This window comes from Kitasatospora fiedleri (assembly GCF_948472415.1).
Classification (GTDB): domain Bacteria; phylum Actinomycetota; class Actinomycetes; order Streptomycetales; family Streptomycetaceae; genus Kitasatospora; species Kitasatospora fiedleri.
On record NZ_OX419519.1, the window covers coordinates 852,878 to 875,581 of the forward strand.

Consider the following 22,704-nt stretch of genomic DNA (forward strand, 5'->3'; position numbering starts at 1 on the left):
GTCGTCGCTGGCCTCGTCGACGCCGGCCGCGGAGCCGGTGCGCCGGGCGGTCCAGGCCGCGAGCAGTGCTTCGAGGCGGGCCGCGACGGTGTCGTGGTCGGCGTCGGCGGCCGCCGCGTCCAGGCTGGACTTGAGCCGGTCGAGTTCGGCGAGCAGGGGGTCCGGGCCGCCGGTGCCGTGCAGTCGCGCGTGCACGAAGGCGGCGAGGCGGGCCGGGGTCGGGTGGTCGAAGACGAGCGTGGCGGCAGGCGCAGGCCGGTGTCCGCGTCGAGCTGGTTGCGCAGCTCCACGGCGGTCAGCGAGTCGAACCCGATGTCGGTGAACGCCTGGTCGGGGTCGACCGCCTGCGGCGACGCGTGCCCCAGGACGAGGGCGACCTGGCCCACGACCAGGTGCAGCACGTCGGCCTGCGTCCATACCCGCTCGGCGGCCGGCCTGCGCCGGGGCCGCACCAACTCCCGCAGCAGCGCGGGCGGGTCACCGGCCCGGCGCAGCGCCGGCAGGTCGAACCTGACGGGGGCGAGGGTCGGGGTGCCCGCGGTCAGCGCGGCGTCGAACAGGGCCAGCGCGTCCGCCGTCGGCAGCGGCCGTACCCCGGCCCTGGCCAGGCGGTGCCGGTCGGTGGCGGTCAGGCCGCCGGTCATCCCGCTGGCCTCCGCCCAGTAGCCCCAGGCGAGCGACACGGCCGGCTGCCCCTGGGCGTGCCGGTGCGCGGCGAGGCCGTCGAGGTAGGCGTTGGCCGCCGCGTAGTTCGCCTGGCCCGCGCCGCCCAGCACGCCGGACGCCGAGGAGAACAGGACGAACGCCTCCAGGTCGGCGGTCAGTTCGTGCAGGTGCCGCGCCGCGAGGGCCTTCGGCTCCCACACCCGCGCGAACTGCTCCGGGGTGAGGGACTCCACGACGGTGTCGGCCAGCGTGCCCGCGGCGTGGACCACCGAGGTGACCGGGTGGTCGGCGAGCAGCCGCGCCACCGCCGCGCGGTCGGCCACGTCGCACGCCAGGACGTCGGCGGTCGCGCCCAGCGCCGCCAGCTCGGCGGTCAGCGCGGCCGCGCCGGGGGCGTCCGGGCCGCTGCGGCTGACCAGCAGCAGGTGCCGCACGCCGTGCTCCGCAGCGAGGTGGCGGGCGATCGTGGCGCCCAGGGTGCCGGTGCCGCCGGTGACCAGCACCGTGCCCTCGGGGCCGAGCAGCGAGGGCAGCGGTTCGGTCCGGGCCCGTTCGAGGCGGGGGACGTGAACGGCGCCGCCGCGGATCGCGAGCTGGGGCTCGTCGCCGGCCAGCCGGATCTCGTCGCCGTCGGCGGCGTCGACCAGCACGAACCGGCCGGGGTGCTCGGTGGCGGCCGACCGGACCAGGCCCCAGACGGCGGCGGCCTGCGGGTCGACGTCCTCGCCCGGCCGCACCGGCACGGCGTTGCGCGTGGCGACCACCATCCGCGGGGTGTCCGTGGCGAGGAAGTCCTGGACCACCCGCAGGGTCTCGACCGGCGAAGTGGCGTGGTGGACCGGGATGTCCGGCTCGCCGGTCGCCGCCTCCAGGAGCGGCCACGCCACCTGGTACGGCACGTCCTGCGTGGTGGCCGCGGCCGGTCGGCGCAGGGTCAGCGAGGCGATCTCGGCGACCGGTGCGCCCGACCGGTCGGCGAGGGCGATCGCGCAGGTGTCCTCGCCGGTCACGGTCAGCCGGATCCTGGCCGGCTCGGCGCCGCTCCGGCAGGAGATCCCGGCGAAGGCGAACGGCAGCTTCGCCCGGTCGTCGGCGACGGTCACGGTCTGGATCGCGGCGTCGAGCAGCGCGGGGTGCAGGGCGAACCGGGTGTCACCGGCGGGTGCGGCCACCTCCGCGTAGAGGGTGTCGCCGTCGCGCCAGGCCGCGCGCAGCCCCTGGAAGGCCGGGCCGTAGGCGAATCCGGCGTCGGCCAGGTCGTCGTAGAAGGCGGCGAGGTCGACGGCTTGGGCGGGCGGCGGCCACTGCCGGGCCCGCGCCCAGGGTGGGGTGCGTGCCGCACCCACGCGCCGTCCGTGCGCGAGTGGACCGAGACGCTGCGCCGGCCCGCCCGGTCGGGGCCGACGGTCACGGACACCTGCACGCCGTCCGCGACCACCAGCGGTGTCTCAGCGTCAGGTCCGACCGCCGGGCAGTCGACGTGTTCGCCGGCCCGGAGCACGAGGTCGACGAACGCCGCGCCGGGCAGCAGGGGCGAGCCCGCGATGACGTGTTCGGTGAGCCACGGCTGCGCGGCGGTGGCGAGCTGCCCCGTCAGCACGACGCCGTTGCCGTCCGGGAGTTCCATGGCGTCCCGCAGCAGCGGGTGGTCGATCCGGCCGTCACGGTCGGCGCGGGGGTGCCGGGGTGCAGCCAGTAGTGCTGGTGCTGGAAGGCGTACGAGGGCAGCCGCGCGCCCGGCTCCCGACCGGTGGGTTCCAGTCCACCGCGCCGTCCGCCCACAGCCGCCCCAGCGCCGAGAACAGCCGCTCCACGGAGTCATCGTGACGGCGCATCAGGCCGTTCGGCACCAGCGACGGGTGCGGGCCCACCTCCAGAAAACCGGTCACCCCCTGGGCCTTCAGCCACTCCATCGCGTCCGCGAACCGCACCGGCTCCCGTACCTGCCGCACCAGTACCCGGCTCCCCAGGTCCACCGGATGCCGGCCACGTGGAGACCACCGGAATCACCGGCTCACCGAACGACAACCCACGTGCGACCTGCGCGAGTTCGTCCAGCACCGGGTCCATCCGCGCCGAATGGAACGCGTGGCTGACCTCCAGCCGCCGCACCCGACGCCCACGGGCCCGCCACACCTCGGCAACCGCCGCCACCGCAGCCTCGTCACCCGACACCACGACCGCGTCCGGCGCGTTCACCGCCGCCACTCCACACCAGGCACCAGCGACTCCGCCACCTCCTGGACGCGACGCCTGCACCGACACCATCGCCCCACCACCGGCAACCCCTGCATCAACCGACCGGTGCTCACCAGGACACAGGCATCCTCCAGGGACAGCACCCCCGCCACATGGGCCGCCGCCACCTCGCCCACCGAATGCCCCACCACGAAATCCGGCCGAACCCCGCCACTCCACCAGCCGGAACAACGCCACCTCCAACGCGAACACCGCACCCTGGGTGAACCGCGTCTCCCCAACACCCCCTCCCCGTCCTCGAACAGCACCTCCACCGGCAACCCCAACAGCCCGCACACCTCGTCCAAACCCGCGCGAACACCGGAAACACCCGTACAGACCCCGACCCATCCCACCCACTGACCACCCTGACCGGAGAACACGAACGCCGACGCCCAGGGGAGGCGGCAGTGCCCGTGACGGGTCCGGGCTCTCCGTCGATCAGCGCGTCCAGGCCGGCCGGGCCCGTCAGCACGGCACGGTGCGGGAACCGGGCCGCGCGGCCAGGTCGGCGGCCACCTCGGCCGGTGTGACCTCGGGGTGCTCGGCGAGGAACCCGCGCAGCCTGCGGGCCTGTTCGCGCAGCGCCGCGTCCGACTTGGCCGACAGCAGCCACGGCACCGGCACGGCGACCACGGGGGTGGCCGTGGCGGTGGCCTCGGCCGGTGCCTCGATCACCACGTGCGCGTTGGTGCCGCTGATGCGAACGCCGAGACGCCCGCGCGGCGGGGACGCCCGGTCTCCGGCCACGGCCGGGCCTCGGTGAGCAGGGCGACCCGGCCCGCCGACCAGTCGACGTGCGAACTCGGCTCATCCACGTGCAGGGTTCGCGGCAGTTCCCCGTGCCGCATCGCCATCACCATCTTGATCACACCCGCCACACCCGCCGCGCCTGGGTGTGCCCGATGTTCGACTTCACCGACCCCAACCACAGCGGCTCGGAACGGTCCTGACCGTACGTCGCCAGCAGTGCCTGCGCCTCGATCGGATCACCAGCGTCGTGCCGGTGCCGTGCGCCTCCACCACGTCCACGTCCGACCCCGACAGTCCCGCGTTCGCCAACGCCTGCCGGATCACCCGCTCCTGCGACGGACCGTTCGGCGCCGTCACCCGTTCGACGCACCGTCCTGGTTGACCGCCGAACCCCGCACCACCGCCCGCACCCGGTGACCGTTGCGCCGCGCATCCGACAACCGCTCCAACAGCACAGACCGGCACCCTCACCCCACGCGTCCGTCCGCCGCCTCCGCGAACGCCTTCACCCGGCCGTCGGCCGCGAGGCCGCGCTGGCGCGAGAACTCGACGAACCCCGATGGCGTCGCCATCACGGTCACCCCGCCGGCCAGCGCCAGCGAGCACTCCCCGCCCGCAGCGCCTGCGCCGCCAGGTGGATCGCCACCAGCGACGACGAGCACGCCGTGTCCACCGACACCGCCGGACCCTCCAGCCCCAGCAGGTACGACACCCGCCCGGAGGTGACACTCGTCGCCGTACCGGTCGAGAGGTAGCCCTCCAGGTCGGGCGGCTGTGCCCCGGCGCCGTAGCCCGAAGACCAGATGCGGTGAACACGCCCGTCCGGCTGCCCCGCAGCGAGGTCGGGTCGATCCCGGCGTCCTCGAACGTCTCCCACACCGTCTCCAGCAGCACCCGCTGCTGCGGGTCCATCGCCAACGCCTCACGCGGCGAGATCCCGAAGAACCCGCATCGAACCCGTCGCATCCGCGAGGAAACCACCCCATCGCGTGTACGACCTCCCCGGACCACCCGCCGGATCGTAGAGACGACCCACGTCCCACCACGGTCCGACGGGAACTCACCCACCGCGTCCACCCCGCCCGCGACCAAGCCCCACAACTCCTGCGCCGAGCCCACCCCACCGGATACCGGGCCCCCAACCCCACCACCACGACCGGATCACCCGACACCGCGACCCGACCGGCCCGGGCGCGGCGGGGGCTTCGCGCCGGGCGCCGAGCAGGAGGCCCGCAGGTGGCCGGCCAGTGCGTCGGGGGTCGGGTAGTCGAAGACCATCGTCGCGGGCAGCCGCACCCCGGCGGCCGCAGCGAGGCGGTTGCGCAGTTCCACCGCCGTGAGCGAGTCGAAGCCCAGGTCCTTGAAGGCCCGGTCGGCGCTGACGGCCGAGGTGTCGGTGTGGCCGAGGACGGCGGCCGTCTGGCCGGTGACCAGGGCCAGGACGCGGCTGTGCTGCTCGGTCTCCGGCAGGGCCGCGAGTTCCCGGCCCAGGCCCGGCCGGTCCGTGCGCCGGGCGGGCCGGGTCCGGGTGAGGCGGCTGAGCAGGGGGCGGGTGGACGCCGCCGACAGGTCGAGGCGGGCGGGGACCAGCGCGGGTTCGGCGGCCCCCAGCGCCAGGTCGAACAGGGCCAGCGCCCGGTCCGTGGGCATCGGCAGCACACCGGCGCGGGCGAGGCGCTTGCGGTCGGTGTCGGTGAGGTTCCCGGTCAGCCCGCTGTCCTCGGCCCACTGTCCCCAGGCCAGTGACACGCCCGGCAGGCCCAGGGCGCGCCGGTGCACCGCGAGGGCGTCCAGGAAGGCGTTCGCGGCGGCGTAGTTCGCCTGGCCCGGGCCGCCCAGCACGCCGGCGGCGGACGAGAAGAGCACGAACGCGCTCAGGCCGAGGTCCTTCGTCAGCTCGTGCAGGTGCCAGGCGGCGTCGGCCTTGGGCCGCAGCACCCGGTCGATCCGGGCGGGCGTGAGGGATGCGACGACGCCGTCGTCGAGCACACCGGCCGCGTGCACGACCGCCGTCAGCGGGTGCGCGGCCGGAATCGCGTCCAGCACTGCCGCCAGCGCGTCCCGGTCGGCGACGTCGCAGGCCACCACCTCGGCGTCGAAGTCCACCTCCGCCGCGCTCCTGCCGAGCAGGAGGAGGTGCCGGATGCCGTGCCGCTCGCGCAGGTGCCGGGCGACGAGACGGCCCAGGGTGCCGGTGCCGCCGGTGATCAGCACGGTGCCGTTCGGGTCGAGCGGGCCGAGCGGGCCGGGTGCCGGGGTTGCCTCGGCCCGTACCAGGCGGGCGGCGCGGGCGGCGCCGTCGCGGACGACGAGCTGCGGTTCGTCGCCCGCGACGAGCACGCGGTCGTCGGTGTCGACGAGTACGAACCGGTCGGGGTGTTCGGCCTGGGCCGCGCGGACCAGGCCCCAGACGACGCTGGACGGCAGGTCGACGGGGTCCGGCCGGCCGCCCCGCGGGTCACCACGGCCAGTCGGCCGTCCCCGTCGCGCAGGAAGTCCTGGAGCACGCCCAGCGTCTCGGCGGCGACGGTGTGCGCGGCCGCCACGGGGTCCCCCGCCGGAGGCGTGACGTGGTGGACGGCCGGGGCTTCGCCGGTGCTCTCGACGGGCACCCAGTCGAGGCGGAAGAGCTGGTCGGTCCCGGCGGCCGGCAGGCCAGGCGCCCGGTGGCGCACGGTCAGCGCGTCGATCACTGCCAGCGGCCCGGAGTCGTCGGCGAGCGCGACCCGGAAGGTGTCGGGGCCGGTGGGGGTGAGGCGGACCCGGGCCGTGGAGCCGGCCTTGCGCATCGACACCCCGGCGAAGGAGAACGGCAGGCGGCCGGCCGCCAGCAGGGTCAGCGGCTGGAGTGCGGCGTCGAGCAGCGCGGGGTGGAGACCGAAGCGGTCGCGGGTGTCGGCGGGCAGCGCCACCTCGGCGTAGAGCTCGTCGCCCTGCCGCCGGATCTCGCGGACACCCGCGAACACCGGCCCGTACTCGTAGCCCTGGGCGGCGAGGTCGTCGTAGAAGTCGGTCAGGTCGACGGGTTCACCGGCCGGCTGCCAGGGCTCGCCGGTGTCGTACGGGTGGGGGCGGTCGGCGGTCGCCAGCACGCCGGTGGCGTGCCGCAGCCAACTGCCGTCCGTCCGGGAGTGCACGGTGACGGGGCGTCGGCCCGTCCCGTCCGGTGCGCCGACGACGACCTGGATCGGCACGGAACCGTCCTCCGGCAGGACCATGGGGGCTGCCAGCACCAGTTCGTCCAGGACGTCGCAGCCGACCTGCCGTCCGGCGTGCAGGGCGAGTTCCACGAACACGGTGCCGGGCAGCAGCACGGAGCCGAGGACGACGTGGTCGGCCAGCCACGGCCGGGTGGCCGTCGAGAGCCGGCCCGTGAACAGGACGCCCTGCTCCCCGGCCAGTTCGACGGCGGCCCCGAGCAGCGGGTGCCCGGCCGGGTCCAGTCCCGCCGCCGACACGTCGGTCTTCCCGGCGGTCGGGGTCAGCCAGTACGGCCGGTGCTGGAAGGCGTACGTCGGCAGCGGGACGTGGTGGGGCTCGCCGGGGAGGACCGGCGTCCAGTCGACGGCCACGCCGTGCGTGTGCAGGCGCGCCAGGGCGAGGTGGAACTCCTGCCTGCCGCTGCCGCGGCGCAGCGTGCCGGTGGCGGCGACGTCCAGCACCGGCACCAGGACGGGGTGCGGGCTGACCTCCACGAACACGCCGTGCCGGTCCTGCGTGAGGGCTTCGACCGCGAGGTCGAAGCGCACGGGTTCGCGGAGGTTGCGGTACCAGTAGGCGGCGTCGAGGGTGCGGGTGTCGACCGGCTCGCCGGTGACGGTGGAGTAGAACGGGACCGCCGCCTGACGCGGCGTGATGTCGGCCAGATCGGTGAGCAGGTGTTCGCGGATCGCCTCGACCTGCGCGGAGTGGGCGGCGTAGTTGACGGGCAGGCGCCGGGCGCGGATGCCGTCGGCCTCGCAGACCGTCAGCAGCTCGTCCAGCGCGTCCAGGTCACCCGACACGACGACCGAACCGGGGGCGTTGACCACCGCCACCGTCAGCCGACCGCCCCAACGGGCCGTGAACTCGACGGCCCGCTCGTGCCCGAGACCTATCGACACCATCCCGCCCCGGTCCGCCAAGGCGACCAAGGCCCTGCTGCGCAGCGCCACCACCTTCGCGGCATCCTCCAACGACAACGCGCCCGCCACGTACGCCGCCGCGATCTCCCCCTGCGAATGCCCCACCACCGCATCCGGCTCCACCCCGTGCGCCCGCCACAACTCCGCCAGCGCCACCATCACCGCGAACAACGCGGGCTGCACCACATCCACCCGCTCCAACGAGCCACCGCCGGTCAGCACCTCCACCAACGACCAGTCCACGTACGGCGCCAACGCCGCCTCACACGCATCGACCGCCTCCCGGAACACCCGCTCCGAGCCGTACAACTCCCCACCCATCCCCACCCACTGGGCACCCTGCCCCGGAAACACGAACACCGACCGGCCCGCCGCACCGGCAACTCCCGTGACGATGCGAGGGTCTCCGTCGGCGAGGGCGGCCAGGTCCGCCATGAGGTCGGCCCGGGTGCTGCCCACCAGGGCCGCCCGGTGGGCGAGTGCGGTGCGGGTGGTGGCGAGGGCCCGGCCGATCGCGGCCGGTCGGAGGCCGGGGTGGGCGGTGAGGTGGTCCGCGAGCCGCCGGGCCTGGGCGCGGAGGGCGTCGTCCGTCTTGCCGGACAGCAGCCACACGGTGGGCTCCGCGGAGTCGTCCGCGGCGGGCTGTTCGGGGGTCTCCTCGGGGCACTGTTCGATGACGACATGGGCGTTGGTGCCGCTGGCCCCGAAGGCCGAGATGCCCGCGCGGCGGGGACGCCCGGCCTCCGGCCACGGCCGGGCCTCGGTCAGCAGCCGGATGTCACCGGTGTCCCACTCGACGTGCGGCGTGGGCTCCTGGACGTGCAGCGTCGGCGGCAGTTCGGCGTGCCGCATCGCCATCACCATCTTGATCACACCCGCCACACCGGCGGCGGCCTGCGTGTGCCCGATGTTGGACTTCACCGACCCCAACCACAGCGGCTCGGAACGGTCCTGACCGTACGTCGCCAGCAGGGCGTGCGCCTCGATCGGGTCGCCGAGCGTCGTCCCCGTACCGTGCGCCTCCACCACGTCCACGTCCGACCCCGACAACCCGGCATTGGCCAGGGCCTGCCGGATCACCCGCTCCTGGGAGAGGCCGTTGGGCGCGGTCAGCCCGTTGGACGCCCCGTCCTGGTTGACCGCCGAACCCCGCACCACCGCCAGCACCCGGTGACCGTTGCGGCGGGCGTCCGACAACCGCTCCAGCAGCACCAGCCCCGAACCCTCACCCCACGCCGTACCGTCGGCCGTCGACGAGAAGGGCTTGCACCGACCGTCGGGAGCCAGCGCGCGCTGGCGGGAGAACTCCGTGAACTGCAGGGGTGTCACGCTCACGGTCACCCCGCCGGCCAGGGCCAGCGAGCACTCCCCCGAGCGCAGCGCCTGCGCGGCGAGGTGGATCGCCATCAGGGACGAGGAGCAGGCGGAGTCGATGGAGACGGCCTGGCCCTGGAGGCCCAGCAGGTAAGAGACCCGGCCGGAGGTGATGCTCGGCGAGATGCCGGTGGCGAGGTAGCCCTCGGTGTCGGGCGGCGCCTGGTCGGGGCTGCCGACGTAGCCGGAGGACCAGATGCCGGTGAAGACACCCGTCTGGGTGCCCCGCAACGAGGTCGGGTCGATCCCGGCGTGCTCGAACGTCTCCCACGCGGTCTCCAGCAGCACCCGCTGCTGCGGGTCCATCGCCAACGCCTCACGCGGCGAGATGCCGAAGAACTCCGCGTCGAACCCCGCCGCGTCCGCGAGGAACCCACCCGACCGCGTGTACGACGTCCCCGGATGATCCGCGTCCGGATGGAACAGCCCCTCCACGTCCCACCCACGGTCCGACGGGAACTCGCCCACCGCGTCCACCCCGCCCGCGACCAGATCCCACAGCTCCTCCGGCGACCCCACCCCACCCGGCAGCCGGCACCCCATCCCCACGATCACCACCGGATCGACCCCACCACCCACCGACGCCACCGACACCACCGGATCAACACCCTTGGGCGCGCCGGAGAGTTCGGCCGCGAGGTGGTCGGCGAGGTCGGCGGGGGTGGGGTGGTCGAAGACGAGGGTCGCGGGCAGCCGCAGGCCGGTGGCACCGGCGAGGCGGTTGCGCAGTTCGACGGAGGTCAGGGAGTCGAAGCCGAGGTCGCGGAAGGCGCGTCCGGGGGTGATCGCGGCGGCGTCGGAGTGGCCGAGGACGGTGGCGGTGTGGGCGGACACCAGGGACAGCAGGTCCGACGCGGGGGCCTTGGGCGTCGGCAGGGCCTGCGGCATCGCGAGGTCGGCCGTGATCAGTGCGGGACGTCCGGCGGCCAGCGCGGTGTCGAACATGGCCAGGGCGCGTTCGGTGCCGAGGGGGCGGACGCCCTTGCGGGCGAGGCGTCGGCGGTCGACCGCGGTGAGGTGGGCGGTCATGCCGCTCTCCTGCTCCCAGTGGCCCCAGGCCATCGACACGGCGGGCAGTCCGAGGGCCTGCCGGTGTGCGGCGAACGCGTCGAGGTAGGAGTTCGCGGCGGCGTAGCCGGCCTGGCCGGCGTTGCCGAGCACCCCCGCGGCCGCGGAGAACAGCACGAAGGCGGCGGGGTCGTGCTCGCGGGTCAGCTCGTGCAGGTGCCAGGCGCCGTCGACCTTGGGGCGCAGCACCCGGTCGAGCTGCTCCGCGCTCAGCCGTGCCGTGACGGTGTCGTCGAGCACGCCGGCCGCGTGGACGACGGCGGTGAGCGGGTGCGCGGCCGGGATGGTGTCCAGGACGGCCGCCAGCGCGTCGCGGTCCGCGACGTCGCAGCCCACGACCCGCACGTCGACGTTCTCCAGCTCCTCCGGGTGCGGCACCGCGCCGCCGCGGCGGCTGACGAGCAGCAGGTGCCGCACCCCGTAGCGGGAGACCAGGTGCCGGGCGACGGCCTGGCCGAGGGTGCCGGTGCCGCCGGTGATCAGCACGGTGCCGTCGGGGTCGATCGGTCGGGGCACGGTGAGGACGATCTTGCCGGTGTGCCGGGCCCGGCTCATCAGCCGGAAGGAGTCGACGGCCTGGCGGAGGTCCGCGGCGGTGACCGGCAGCGGGTCCAGCGTCCCGTCGGCGAGCATCGCCACGACCCTGGCGAGGATGTCGCCCCGCCGCGCGGGGTCGACGTCGTTGAGGTCGAAGGCCCGGTAGATCAGGCCCTCGGGCGAGCGGACGTCCGTCTTGCCCAGCTCGACGAACCGGCCGCCGGGCGCGAGCAGCCGGAGGGAGGCGTCGGTGAGTTCTCCCGCGAGCGAGTGGAGGACGACGTCCACGGCCGGGAACCGGTCGGCGAAGCGGGTGTCGCGGGACGAACCGATGTGGTCGTCCGCCAGTCCGAGGCGCCGCAGGGTGTCCCACTTGGCGGGGCTCGCGGTGGCGAAGACCTCCGCGCCGCTGTTCAGGGCCAACTGGACGGCGGCCATGCCCACCCCGCCCGCGCCGGAGTGGACCAGGACCCGGTCGCCGGGGCGCAGTTCGCCGAGGTCGAACAGCCCGTACCAGGCGGTGGTGAACGCGACGGGCACCGACGCCGCCGCGGTGAAGCTCCAGCCGTCGGGGATCGCCGTCAGGAGCCGGTGGTCGGCGACCGCGCGCGGCCCGAAGGCGCCGGGCATCATTCCCGTGACGCGGTCGCCGGGCCGCCAGGCCGTGACGCCGGGGCCGACCTCGATGACGGTGCCGGCCGCTTCGCCGCCCAGCGGGGGCCGGTCCGGGTACATGCCGAGGGTGATGAGCACGTCGCGGAAGTTCAGGCCGGCCGCGCGCACCGCGACCCGTACCTGCCCGGGTTCCAGCGCGGCCTCCGGGCAGGGCAGCAGGGCCAGGCCGTCCAGGCGCCCGGTGCCGGACTCGCTCAGCCGGTACGCGCCGTCGGGGGCGGCCGCTTCCGGCACGTACCTGGCCTGCCGCGGTACGAGGACGCCTTCCGGGCGCAGGGCCAGTTCGGGTTCGTCGCCGGCCGTCGTGGCGGCCCGGACCGCGTCCTGCTCGGACGCGTCGCCGACGTCGACCAGGACGAACCGGCCGGGGTGCTCGGCGGCGGCGCTGCGGACCAGGCCGCGCACGGCCGCGCCGGCCACGCCACGGGTCAGGACGGCCAGGCGGGCGGCCTCCCGCTCCGGGTGCTCGGCCAGGAAGTCCTGGACGAGGGCGCGGGCCCGTTGGACGAGGGCGTGCACGGAGTCCGCGTCGGCTTCCGCGGTGAGCACCGGGCTCGGCACCACCTCGGTCGGCGGGCCCGGGGTGAGGGGCACCCACCGGGTGTGCAGCACCGCGGCCCGGGCCTCGGCGGCCGGACGGACGGTCAGCGCGGTGATGTCCGCGACCGGGTGGCCGGACAGGTCGGTCAGTGTCGCGCGGTAGGTGTCGGTGCCCGTGCGGACCAGGTGGACCCGGGCCGACGACACACCGGCGGTGTGCACGGCGACGCCGGAGAAGGAGAACGGCAGCCGGACCCGGGTGTCGGGGCTGAGCAGGATCAGCGGCTGGAGCGCGGCGTCCAGGAGCGCGGGGTGGAGGCCGAAGCGGGCGCCGTCGGGGACGGACACCTCGGCGTACAGTTCGTCCTCGCCCTGCCACAACTCCCGCACGCCCCGGAACGCCGGTCCGTACCGGTATCCGAGTCCGGCGAGGACGGCGTAGAACCCTTCGGGGTCCACGGGTTCGGCGTTCCTCGCGGGCCAGTCGAGGCGACCGGCCGTCACCTGGCCGCCGAGGGTCCCGGACGCGTGGCGGACCCAGCCGTCGCCGCCCTTGGAGTGCACGGTGACCGGGCGGCGGCCGGCGTCGTCCGGGACGCCGACCGAGACCTGGATGTCCGTGGGGGTGTCCGAGAGCGCGAGGGGCAGGTGCAGGACGAGGTCGTCCAGGGTCCCGCCGGCCAGGGTGGCGAGTTCGAGGAAGGCGGTGCCCGGTAGCAGGACCGTGCCGTCGACGGCGTGGTCGGCCAGCCAGGGGTGGGTGCGGGTGGAGACGCGGCCGCTGTGCACGGTGGTCCCGTCGGGCAGTTCGACCGTGCTGCCCGCCAGCGGGTGCCCGGTGCCGTGGTCGCCGGCCGCGGGGGTCAGCCAGTAGGTGCTGCGCTGGAAGGCGTAGCGCGGCAGCTTGACGCCGTGCGGGCGGTCGTGCGGCCAGGTCACGGCGACGCCCTGGACGTGGAGGCGGGCCAGGGCGGTGTGGAACTCCCCTGCGGCGCCGTGGTCACGACGCAGGGTGCCGGTGGCGGCGACGTCCAGCGCGGGCACCAGCACCGGGTGCGGGCTGACCTCGACGAAGACGGTGTGGCCGTCGGCGGTGAGCCGGGCGACGGCGAGGTCGAAGCGCACGGGTTCGCGCAGGTTGCGGTACCAGTAGGCGGCGTCGAGGACGGAGGTGTCGACCGGCTCGCCGGTGACGGTGGAGTAGAACGGGACCGCCGCCGGGTGGGGCGTGATGTCGGCCAGGTCGGTGAGGAGTTGGTCGCGGATCGCCTCGACCTGCGCGGAGTGGGCGGCGTAGTTGACGGGCAGGCGGCGGGCGCGAATGTCGTCGGCCTCGCAGGCCGTCAGCAGGTCGTCCAGCGCGTCCAGGTCACCCGACACCACCACACTGTCCGCCGAGTTGACCACCGCCACCGTCAGTCGACCATCCCAGCGGGCCATGAACTCGACAGCCTGCTCGTGCCCGAGACCGACCGACACCATCCCGCCCTGATCGGCCAGCGCCACCAGCGCCCTGCTGCGCAGCGCCACCACCTTCGCGGCATCCTCCAGGGACAGCGCGCCCGCCACGTACGCCGCCGCGATCTCGCCCTGCGAATGCCCCACCACCGCGTCCGGCTCCACACCGTGCGCCCGCCACAGTTCGGCCAGCGCCACCATCACCGCGAACAGCGCGGGCTGCACCACATCCACCCGCTCCAGCGAGCCACCGCCGGTCAGCACCTCCACCAACGACCAGTCCACGTACGGCGCCAACGCCGCCTCACACGCATCGACCGCCTCCCGGAACACCCGCTCTGAGGCGTACAACTCCGCACCCATCCCCACCCACTGCGCACCCTGCCCCGGGAACACGAACACCGACCGACCCACCGCACCAGCCACGCCGGTCACCAGACCCGGCACCGACCGCCCCTCCGCCAGCGCCCTCAACGCCTCCGCACCACCCACCACCACGGCCCGGTGCTCGAACACCGTCCGGGCAGCCAGCGCACCCCCGACCGCCGCCGGACCCACCTCGGGGTGCGCGGCGACGAACGCGCCCAGCCGACGCGCCTGCTCCCGCAGCGCCAGCTCGGACCTGGCGGAAAGCGGCCAGAGGACCTGGTCGTCCGCGCGGTCCCGGGGAGAGGGTGCGGCGGAGTCGGCCTCGGCGGGCGGTTCGAGGGTGCTCTGCTCGATGATGACGTGGGCGTTGGTGCCGCTGATGCCGAAGGCGGAGACGGCGGCCCGCCGTGGCCGCCCGGTCCCGGGCCACGCGACCGGTTCGGTGAGCAGGCGGACCGCGTCGGAGGACCAGTCGACGTGGGAGGTCGGCGCGTCCACGTGCAGGGTTCGCGGCAACTGCCCGTGCCGCATCGCCATCACCATCTTGATCACACCCGCCACACCCGCCGCCGCCTGGGTGTGGCCGATGTTCGACTTCACCGACCCCAACCACAGCGGCTCGGAACGCCCCTGACCGTACGTCGCCAGCAGCGCCTGCGCCTCGATCGGATCACCCAGCGTCGTCCCCGTACCGTGCGCCTCCACCACGTCCACGTCCGACCCCGACAGTCCCGCGTTCGCCAACGCCTGCCGGATCACCCGCTCCTGCGACGGACCGTTCGGCGCGGTGAGGCCGTTGGACGCGCCGTCCTGGTTGGTGGCGGAGCCCCGGACGACCGCCAGCACCTCGTGGCCGTTGCGGCGGGCGTCCGACAGGCGTTCCAGCAGCAGCAGGCCGGCGCCCTCGGCCCAGCCCGCCCCGTCGGCCGCGGCGGCGAAGGGTTTGCTGCGGCCGTCGGGCGCGCTCGCCCCCTGCCGGGACATCTCGGTGAACAGGGTGGGTGTCGCGTTGACGGTGACGCCGCCGGCCAGGGCGAAGGAGCACTCTCCCGAGCGCAGCGCCTGGGCGGCCAGGTGCAGGGCCACCAGGGACGAGGAGCAGCCGGTGTCCAGGGACAGGGCCGGGCCGAGCAGGCCCAGCTGGTACGCCAGTCGGCCGGACCCCACGCTCGACGCGGTGCCGGTGACCTGGTAGCCCTCCAGGTCGTCGGGGACCGGTCCGGCGGCGTAGCCGGTGGACCAGAGGCCGGTGAACACGCCGGTGGGTGTGCCCGCCAGCGTGGTCGGGTCGATGCCGGCGTGTTCGATGGTCTCCCACGCGGTCTCCAGCAGGATGCGCTGCTGCGGGTCCATGGCGAGCGCCTCGCGGGGCGATATCCCGAAGAACGCCGCGTCGAAGTCGCCGGCGGCGTCGAGGAAGCCGCCCCGGGACGTGCTCGACGTGCGGGGGCGGCTTCCCGTCGGGTCGTGGAGGCGGTCGGTGTCCCATCCCCGGTCGGCCGGGAAGTCGCCGACCGCGTCCACGCCGTCCGCGACCAGCCGCCACAGGTCCTCGGGGGTGCCGACGCCGCCGGGGTAGCGGCAGCCCATGCCGATGACCGCGATCGGTTCGTCCGTCGCGGCCGGGGCCGGGGCCGGGGTCTGCGGTGCGTCCTGGTCGCCGGACAGGTGGGCGGCCAGCCGTGCCGGGGTGGGGTGGTCGAAGACGAGGGTGGCGGGCAGTTTCACCCCGAGCGCGGCGGTCAGGCGGTTGCGCAGTTCCACCGCGGTCAGTGAGTCGAAGCCCAGTTCCCTGAACGCCCGCCGGGGGTCGAGCCGTTCGGGGGCGGCGTGTCCCAGCACCGCGGCGACGTGGGTGGTGATCAGCTCCAGCAGGTCGGTGCCGGCGGCGGGGGCGCGGGTCGGGGGTGCTGCGTCCGGCCGTGGGTCTCGGGCAGGTCCCGCAGCAGGCGGCTCGGCCGCGCGTGGGTGTAGGCGCGGGCGAACTGCGCCCAGTCGGCCTCCGTGACGACCGCGAGGGCCTCGTCGTGGTCGAGGACGTCCTGGAGCGCGTCGAGTGCCCGGCCCGGGTCCAGTTCGCCGAGTCCGAGCAGGGTGCGCTGGCGCTGCACGGGCTCCAGGGCCGCCATGCCGCCCTCGGCCCAGATGCCCCAGGCGACGGAGGTCGTGGCGCGGCCCCGGGCGCGGTGCTGGGCGGCCAGGGCGTCGAGGAAGGCGTTGCCGGCGGCGTAGGCCGCGCCGTGGCCGTCGCCCCACACGCCCGCGGTGGAGGAGAACAGGACGAAGGCGTCGAGGTCCGGGAGGAGTTCCGCCAGGTTGGCCGCCCCGGCGACCTTGGCCGTGACGACCTCGGCGAACTCCGCCGGTGTCGTGTCGGCCAGCCTGGTCGCCCTGATCGCGCCGGCGGTGTGGAAGACCGCGCGGATGTCGCCGACGCGCTCGACCAGGTCCCGCAGGGCGTCCCGGTCGGCCACGTCGCAGGCCGCCACGGTCACCCGTGCCCCGGCTGCTTCCAGTTCGTCGCGCAGTCCGGCCGCGCCGGGCGCGTCGGGGCCGCGGCGGGCGGCCAGCACGATGTGCTCCGCTCCCTGCCGCGCGAGGCGGCGGGCCACGTGTCCGCCGAGCGCGCCGGTGCCGCCGGTGACCAGCACCGTTCCCCGCGGCCGCCAGGACCGGGTGGCCGGGCCCGCCGGGGCCCGGCGGCGCAGCCGCTTGGCGAGGCGCCGGGCGCCGCGGATCGCCACCTGGTCCTCGCCCGTGCCGGCGAGCACCACGAGCAGCGCGTCCACGCTCTCCTCGTCGGGCACGGCGGGAAGGTCGACCAGGCCGCCCCAGTGGTGCGGGAACTCCAGCGCCGCGGACGCGCCGGTGCCCCACGCCAGGGCCTGGGCCGGGTGGGTGACCGGGTCGGTGTCCGAGGTGCTCACGGCGCCGCTGGTCGCGCACCACAGCGGGACGGCCGCCGTCCTCACCGGGTCCGGGCTGCGCGCCGGGTCGAGGGCGCGGACCAGGTCCAGGGTGCGGACCAGGCCCGCCGGGAGCACCGGGTGGTCGGGGTGCGGCTCCTCGTCCAGCGCCAGCAACGACAGCACGCCGTCCGGCCCGGGCCGGGCGTCACCGGTGTCGGCCGCGTCCCAGGTGTCGGCCACCGGGAAGCCCCGTGCGCGCAGGGCCTCGGCCCACGGGTGCCCGGTCGCGGCCAGGACGAGCCAGCGACCCGGGTCCACCGGGGCTGCGGCACCGCTCGTCGGTGCCCAGGCCACCTCGTACCGCCAGTCGTCCCGGGGCACCGGCGGGGTCGCGGTCACCCAGTAGGGCTCGCGCTGGAAGGCGTACGTGGGCAGGTCCGCCCGGGGTGCGGTGCGGGGCAGGACCGGCGTCCAGTCGACGTCGGTTCCGGCGGCGTGGAGGCGTCCCGCCGCGGCGAGGAACTCGGTGAGGCCGCCGTGGTCGCGGCGCAGGGTGCCGATGGCGGCGACGTCCAGCACCGGCACCAGGACGGGGTGCGGGCTGACCTCCACGAACACGCCGTGCCGGTCCTGCGTGAGGGCTTCGACGGCGAGGTCGAAGCGCACGGGTTCGCGCAGGTTGCGGTACCAGTAGGCGGCGTCGAGGGCGGAGGTGTCGACCGGCTCGCCGGTGACCGTGGAGTAGAACGGGACCGCCGCCTGACGCGGCGTGATGTCGGCCAGGTCGGTGAGGAGTCGGTCGCGGACCGCCTCGACCTGCGCCGAGTGCGCGGCGTAGTCGACGGGCAGGCGCCGGGCGCGGATGCCGTCGGCCTCGCAGACCGCCAGCAGTTCGTCCACCGCGTCGAGGCCGCCGGACACCACGACGGCCGAGGCGGAGTTGACCACCGCGACGGTCAACCGGCCGTCCCAGCGCGACACCAACTCGCCCGCCCGCTCGGCCCCGAGGCCGACCGACACCATCCCGCCGTGCCCGGCCAGCGCGACCAGCGCCCTGCTGCGCAGCGCCACCACCTTGGCCGCGTCCTGCAACGACAACGCGCCCGCCACGTACGCCGCCGCGATCTCCGCCTGGGAGTGGCCGACCACGGCGTCCGGCCGCACGCCGTGGGACCGCCACAGGTCGGCCAGCGCCACCATGACGGCGAACAGGGCCGGCTGCACCACGTCGACGCGGTCCAGCGCGCCGTGGCGCAGTTCGTCGACCAGCGACCAGTCGGTGTGCGGGGCCAGGGCGGCGGCGCAGGCGTCGATGCCGGCGCGGAAGACCTCGGACTGCTCGTACAGGTCACGGCCCATCCCCGCCCACTGCGCGCCCTGCCCGGGGAAGGCGAACACGGTCCCGCCGGTACGGGTGGGCGGTCCCGGCGGGAGCGCGGCCAGGCCGGACAGCAGGTCGTCCCGGTCGGTGCCGACCACCGCGGCCCGGTGCTCGAACCGGGTGCGGGCGGCCAGGGCGCGGCTGATCCCGGCGGCCGGGACGTCGGGGTGGGCGGTCGCGTACGCGTGCAGCCGCTCGGCCTGGGCGCGCAGCGCGGCGCCGGTCTTCGCGGACAGCAGCCAGACGGTGGGGGCGGCCCGGTCGGCGGGCTCGGGAAGGCGGCCGGGGTCCGGGTCGGAGGACTGCTCGATGATCAGGTGGGCGTTGGTGCCGCTGATGCCGAACGCCGAGACGCCCGCGCGGCGCGGGCGGCCGCTGTCGGGCCACGGCCGGGCCTCGGTCAGCAGCCGGAGGCCGCCGGAGGCCCAGTCGACGTGCGGGGTGGGCGCGTCGACGTGCAGGGTCCGCGGCAGTTGCCCGTGCCGCATCGCCATCACCATCTTGATCACACCCGCCACACCGGCGGCGGCCTGGGTGTGGCCGATGTTCGACTTCACCGACCCCAGCCACAACGGCTCGGAACGGTCCCGGCCGTAGGCGGCCAGCAGGGCGTGCGCCTCGATGGGGTCGCCGAGGGTGGTGCCGGTGCCGTGCGCCTCCACCGCGTCCACCTCGGACGGCGCCAACCCGGCATGGGCGAGGGCCTGGCGGATGACGCGTTCCTGGGAGGGGCCGTTGGGCGCGGTCAGGCCGTTGGAGGCGCCGTCCTGGTTGACCGCCGAACCCCGCACCACCGCCAGCACCCGGTGACCGTTGCGGCGGGCGTCCGACAGGCGCTCCAACAGCACCAGACCGGCGCCCTCGGCCCAGGACGTCCCGTCGGCCGCGGCGGCGAAGGGCTTGCTGCGGCCGTCGGCCGCGAGGCCGTGCTGGCGGGAGAACTCGGTGAAGCCCAGCGGTGTCGCCATGATCGTGACACCGCCGGCCAGCGCCAGCGCGCACTCGCCGGCGCGCAGGGACTGGGCGGCCAGGTGGACGGCGACCAGGGACGAGGAGCAGGCGGTGTCCACGGACAGCGCCGGGCCGCGCAGCCCGAGGTGGTAGGCGACCCGGCCGGACGTGACGCTGGTCGCGACGCCGGTGAGCAGGTAACCCTCCAGGTCGTCCGGCAGGCCCGGTCCGGTCGCGTAGCCGGACGACCAGAGGCCGGTGAACACGCCGGTGTGGCTGCCGCGCAGCGAGGTCGGGTCGATCCCGGCGTGCTCGAAGGTCTCCCAGGCCGTCTCCAGCACGAGCCGCTGCTGCGGGTCCATGGCGAGCGCCTCGCGGGGCGATATCCCGAAGAACGGGGCGTCGAAGCCGGGTGCCGCCGCCAGGAACCCGCCCCGGTTGACGTACGTGGTGCCCGCGCCGCGCAGTTCGGGGTCGTACAGGGCGCCCAGGTCCCAGCCGCGGTCGTCCGGGAAGCCGCCGATCGCGTCCCCGCACTCCGCGACGAGCCGCCACAGGTCGTCCGGCGAGGCCACCCCGCCGGGGAAGCGGCAGCCCATGCCCACGATGACGACCGGGTCGTCGTCGTGGGCGGCCGGCGCGGCGGGGGCCGGCCGGTCGCCGGGGCCGGTGCGCAGCCAGTCGATCAGCTCCGCAGGCGTCGGGTGGTCGAAGACGAGGCCGGAGGGGAGGGGCCGGTCCAGGGCGGCGGCCAGGCGGTTGCGCAGTTCGAGCCCGGTGATCGAGTCGAAGCCGAGGTCCTTGAAGGTGAGCGCGGGATCGATGTCCGCGGGGTTGTCGTGGCCCAGCACGAGCGCGATCTGCGCGGTGACCACGGCGGCCGGGTCGCCCGCGTCGGCCGCGTCGCCCGGTTCGGGGTCGCCCGGGTCCGGGCCGGGCGCGGCGGTGTCCGCCGCGCGCGTCCCCGGGTCGGCCGGGGTCCGGCCGCTCTGCCCGGCTGCCGCTTCGGGCAGCCAGTACGGACGGCGCTGGAAGGCGTACGTGGGCAGGTCGACCGGCGCGGCCTCGGCGACGGCCGGGGACCAGTCGACGGGCACGCCGGCCACGAACAGCCGGGACAGCGCGGTCAGGAAGACGTCCGGCCCGCCCCGGTCGCGGCCGAGCGTGCCGGTGGCGACGCCGGGCGCGCCGGTCCGTTCGCGGGCCTGTTCCAGGAGCTGTTCGAGGGCGGGCAGCAGCACCGGGTGCGGGCTGACCTCGACCACGACGTCGTGCCCGTCCGCCAGCAGGGCGGCGGCGGCCAGGTCGAAGCGGACCGGCTCGCGCAGGTTGCGGTACCAGTAGTCGGCGTCGAGCGCCGTGGTGTCGGCGAGGAGGCCGCCGGTGACCGCGGAGTAGTACGGGACCGCGGCCTGACGCGGCGTGATGTCGGCCAGGTCGGTGCGCAGCTGCTCGCGGACCGCCTCGACGTGCGCGGAGTGGGAGGCGTAGTCCACCGGGACCACGCGGGTGCGGACGCCGTCCGCCGCGCAGGACTCGACCAGTTCGGCCAGGGCCTGCGTGTCACCGGACACCACGACCGAGCCGGGGGCGTTGACCACGGCGACCGTCAGCGCGCCGCCCCAGCGCGCCACGTAGTCCTCGGCCCGCTCGGCGGGCAGGGCCACGGACACCATGCCGCCCCGGCCGGTCAGCGCGACCAGCGCGCGGCTGCGCAGTGCCACGATCCGGGCCGCGTCGGACAGCGACAGCGCGCCCGCGACGTGGGCCGCGGCGATCTCGCCCTGCGAGTGCCCGACCACCGCGTCGGGCTCGACGCCGAAGGAGCGCCACAGGGCCGCCAGGGACACCATCACCGCGAACAGGGCGGGCTGCACGACGTCCACACGGTCGAGCGGGGCGCCGTCCAGGACGTCGGCCAGGGACCAATCGGTGTACGGGGCCAGGGCCCGGGCGCACTCGTCCATGGCGGACCGGAAGGCGGGGTGGGCGTCGTACAGCTCCCGGCCCATGCCGACCCACTGCGCGCCCTGGCCGGGGAACACGAAGACGGTGCGGCCCGGGGTGCCGGCCCGGCCGGCGGCGAGCTGGGCGGAGTCGAGCAGGACCGCGCGGTGCGCGAAGCGGGTCCGGGTGGTGGCCAGCGCGTGCGCGACCTCGGCGGCGGTCAGGTCCGGGTGGCTGCGCACGTGTGCGCGCAGGCGTCCGATCTGCGCGCGCAGCGCCTGTTTGGTCCGCGCCGTGACGATCCACGGCGCGGGCCGGGCCTCCGGGGCGGGCCGGGCCTCCGGGGCGGGCCGCCGGACCGGCGGCGCGGCCGGGTCGGGCGCCTGCTCGATGATCACGTGCGCGTTGGTACCGCCCATGCCGAACGAGGACACCCCGGCGAGCAGGGGCGCGTCCGGCCGCGGCCAGGGGGTCAGCGCGGTCTGGACCCGCAGCGCCAGTGCGTCGAGGGGGATGTCGGGGTGGGGGGTTTCGTGGTTCAGGCTGGGCGGCAGTGCGCGGTGGTGGACGCTGAGGACGGTCTTGAGCAGGCCGACGATGCCCGCGGCGCCTTCCAGGTGGCCGACGTTGGTCTTGGCGGACCCGACCCGCAGGGGGCCGTCGGCGTCGCCGGACCCGGCCGGGCCGCGGTAGGCCGCCGCGAGGGCGGCGGCCTCGACGGGGTCGCCGACGGCGGTGCCGGTGCCGTGCAGCTCCACGTACTGCACGTCCGCGGGACGCACGCCGGCGCGGGCCAGTGCTTCGCGGATGACCTGTTCCTGGGCCTGCGCGCTGGGCACGGTCAGGCTCCGCGTGGCGCCGTCGTTGTTGACCGCGCTGCCCCGGATGACGCCGTAGACGCGGTCCCCGTCGGCCAGGGCCCGGTCCAGCGGTTTCAGCACGAGGAGGGCGCCGCCCTCGCCGCGGACGAAGCCGTTGGCCCGGGCGTCGAAGGTGAAGCAGCGGTCGTCCGGGGACAGGCCGCCGAACTCCGCCGCCCCCGCCTCGCGGGCGGCGGTCAGGTTGAGGTTCACCCCGCCGGCCAGGGCGAGCGCCGACTCGCCGCGGCGCAGGCTCTCGACCGCCAGGTGCACCGCGACCAGTGCCGACGACTGGGCCGTGTCGACCGTCATGCTCGGTCCGCGCACCCCGAGGAAGTGCGAGACGCGGTTGGCGATGACCCCCCGGCTGGTGCCGGTGAGGGTGTGCGGCGTGACGGGGCCCGGGTGGGCCAGGGCGGTGTAGTCCTCCCACATCGAGCCGACGAACACCCCCGTCGGGCCGCCCGTCAGCGTGCCCGGCACGATCCGGGCGTCCTCCAGGGCCTCCCAGGCGAGTTCGAGCATGAGCCGCTGCTGCGGGTCCATGCCGGCGGCCTCGCGGGGGGAGATCCCGAAGAACGCCGCGTCGAAGCCGTCCACCCGGTCCAGGTAGCCGCCGTGCCGCACGACCTGCCGGCCCGCGGGCGGCGCGGTGATCGCGTCGGTCCCGTCGCACAGCAGTCGCCAGAACGCCTCCGGGTCCGGGGCTTTCGGCAACCTGCCCGCCATGCCGATGACAGCGACACGATCGGCGTCCGAATCCAGGGGAAAGCGCATCGCAGCGACACCTCGTGAGCCGGGGAATGAAGGAAGGCGGGGTGTTTCCGTAGCAGTCCCGATGGTGCGGCCCCGCC

Annotated in this window: 5 protein-coding genes and 10 pseudogenes; all 15 read right to left on the bottom strand. The window is 75.5% G+C overall.

Translation table 11 applies throughout. The features are described 5' to 3' along the window. Positions 1-39: 39 nt before the first annotated feature. Positions 40-1,424: pseudogene (locus QMQ26_RS38645) on the bottom strand (type I polyketide synthase); the annotation flags it as partial. Positions 1,425-1,640: 216 nt separating this feature from the next. Further along, positions 1,641-1,922 (bottom strand): annotated as a pseudogene (locus QMQ26_RS38030) (polyketide synthase dehydratase domain-containing protein); the annotation flags it as partial. 161 nt (positions 1,923-2,083) lie between these two features. After that, positions 2,084-2,488: pseudogene (locus tag QMQ26_RS38035) on the bottom strand (hypothetical protein); the annotation flags it as partial. Continuing rightward, a complete protein-coding gene (locus QMQ26_RS38040; RefSeq protein ID WP_404814059.1) occupies positions 2,485-3,117 on the bottom strand; it encodes an acyltransferase domain-containing protein in 633 nt (210 codons plus the stop codon). The gene QMQ26_RS38040 and the pseudogene QMQ26_RS38035, both read right to left, overlap by 4 nt. Beyond that, positions 3,015-3,287 (bottom strand): annotated as a pseudogene (locus tag QMQ26_RS38045) (hypothetical protein); the annotation flags it as partial. The gene QMQ26_RS38040 and the pseudogene QMQ26_RS38045, both read right to left, overlap by 103 nt. A gap of 85 nt (positions 3,288-3,372) precedes the next feature. Next, the gene (locus tag QMQ26_RS37255) at positions 3,373-3,585 is read right to left on the bottom strand and encodes a CurL C-terminal domain-containing protein (RefSeq protein ID WP_318552188.1); all 213 of its coding nucleotides are present in this window, start codon (positions 3,583-3,585) and stop codon (positions 3,373-3,375) included. After that, on the bottom strand, positions 3,579-3,776 hold the full coding sequence (locus QMQ26_RS37260) for a hypothetical protein (protein ID WP_404814256.1): 198 nt from the start codon (positions 3,774-3,776) through the stop codon (positions 3,579-3,581). Before QMQ26_RS37260 ends, QMQ26_RS37255 begins: the two co-directional genes overlap by 7 nt. A gap of 3 nt (positions 3,777-3,779) precedes the next feature. Further along, positions 3,780-4,027, bottom strand: a pseudogene (locus QMQ26_RS37265) (hypothetical protein); the annotation flags it as partial. Next, positions 3,955-4,128 (bottom strand): annotated as a pseudogene (locus QMQ26_RS38050) (hypothetical protein); the annotation flags it as partial. The pseudogenes QMQ26_RS38050 and QMQ26_RS37265, both read right to left, overlap by 73 nt. Further along, positions 4,125-4,534 (bottom strand): annotated as a pseudogene (locus QMQ26_RS38055) (beta-ketoacyl synthase N-terminal-like domain-containing protein). The pseudogenes QMQ26_RS38050 and QMQ26_RS38055, both read right to left, overlap by 4 nt. Further along, positions 4,486-4,758, bottom strand: a pseudogene (locus QMQ26_RS37280) (beta-ketoacyl synthase N-terminal-like domain-containing protein); the annotation flags it as partial. The pseudogenes QMQ26_RS38055 and QMQ26_RS37280, both read right to left, overlap by 49 nt. Positions 4,759-4,818: 60 nt before the next feature. Beyond that, a complete protein-coding gene (locus QMQ26_RS38650; protein ID WP_449768966.1) occupies positions 4,819-5,997 on the bottom strand; it encodes a type I polyketide synthase in 1,179 nt (392 codons plus the stop codon). 39 nt (positions 5,998-6,036) lie between these two features. Then, positions 6,037-6,084 (bottom strand): annotated as a pseudogene (locus tag QMQ26_RS38655) (hypothetical protein); the annotation flags it as partial. A 329-nt stretch (positions 6,085-6,413) separates the two neighbouring features. Continuing rightward, a pseudogene (locus tag QMQ26_RS38660) lies at positions 6,414-15,674 on the bottom strand (SDR family NAD(P)-dependent oxidoreductase); the annotation flags it as partial. Next, positions 15,665-22,579, bottom strand: a complete 6,915-nt coding sequence (locus QMQ26_RS04290; RefSeq protein WP_404814061.1) for a type I polyketide synthase — start codon at positions 22,577-22,579, stop codon at positions 15,665-15,667. The gene QMQ26_RS04290 and the pseudogene QMQ26_RS38660, both read right to left, overlap by 10 nt. Positions 22,580-22,704: the final 125 nt, after the last annotated feature.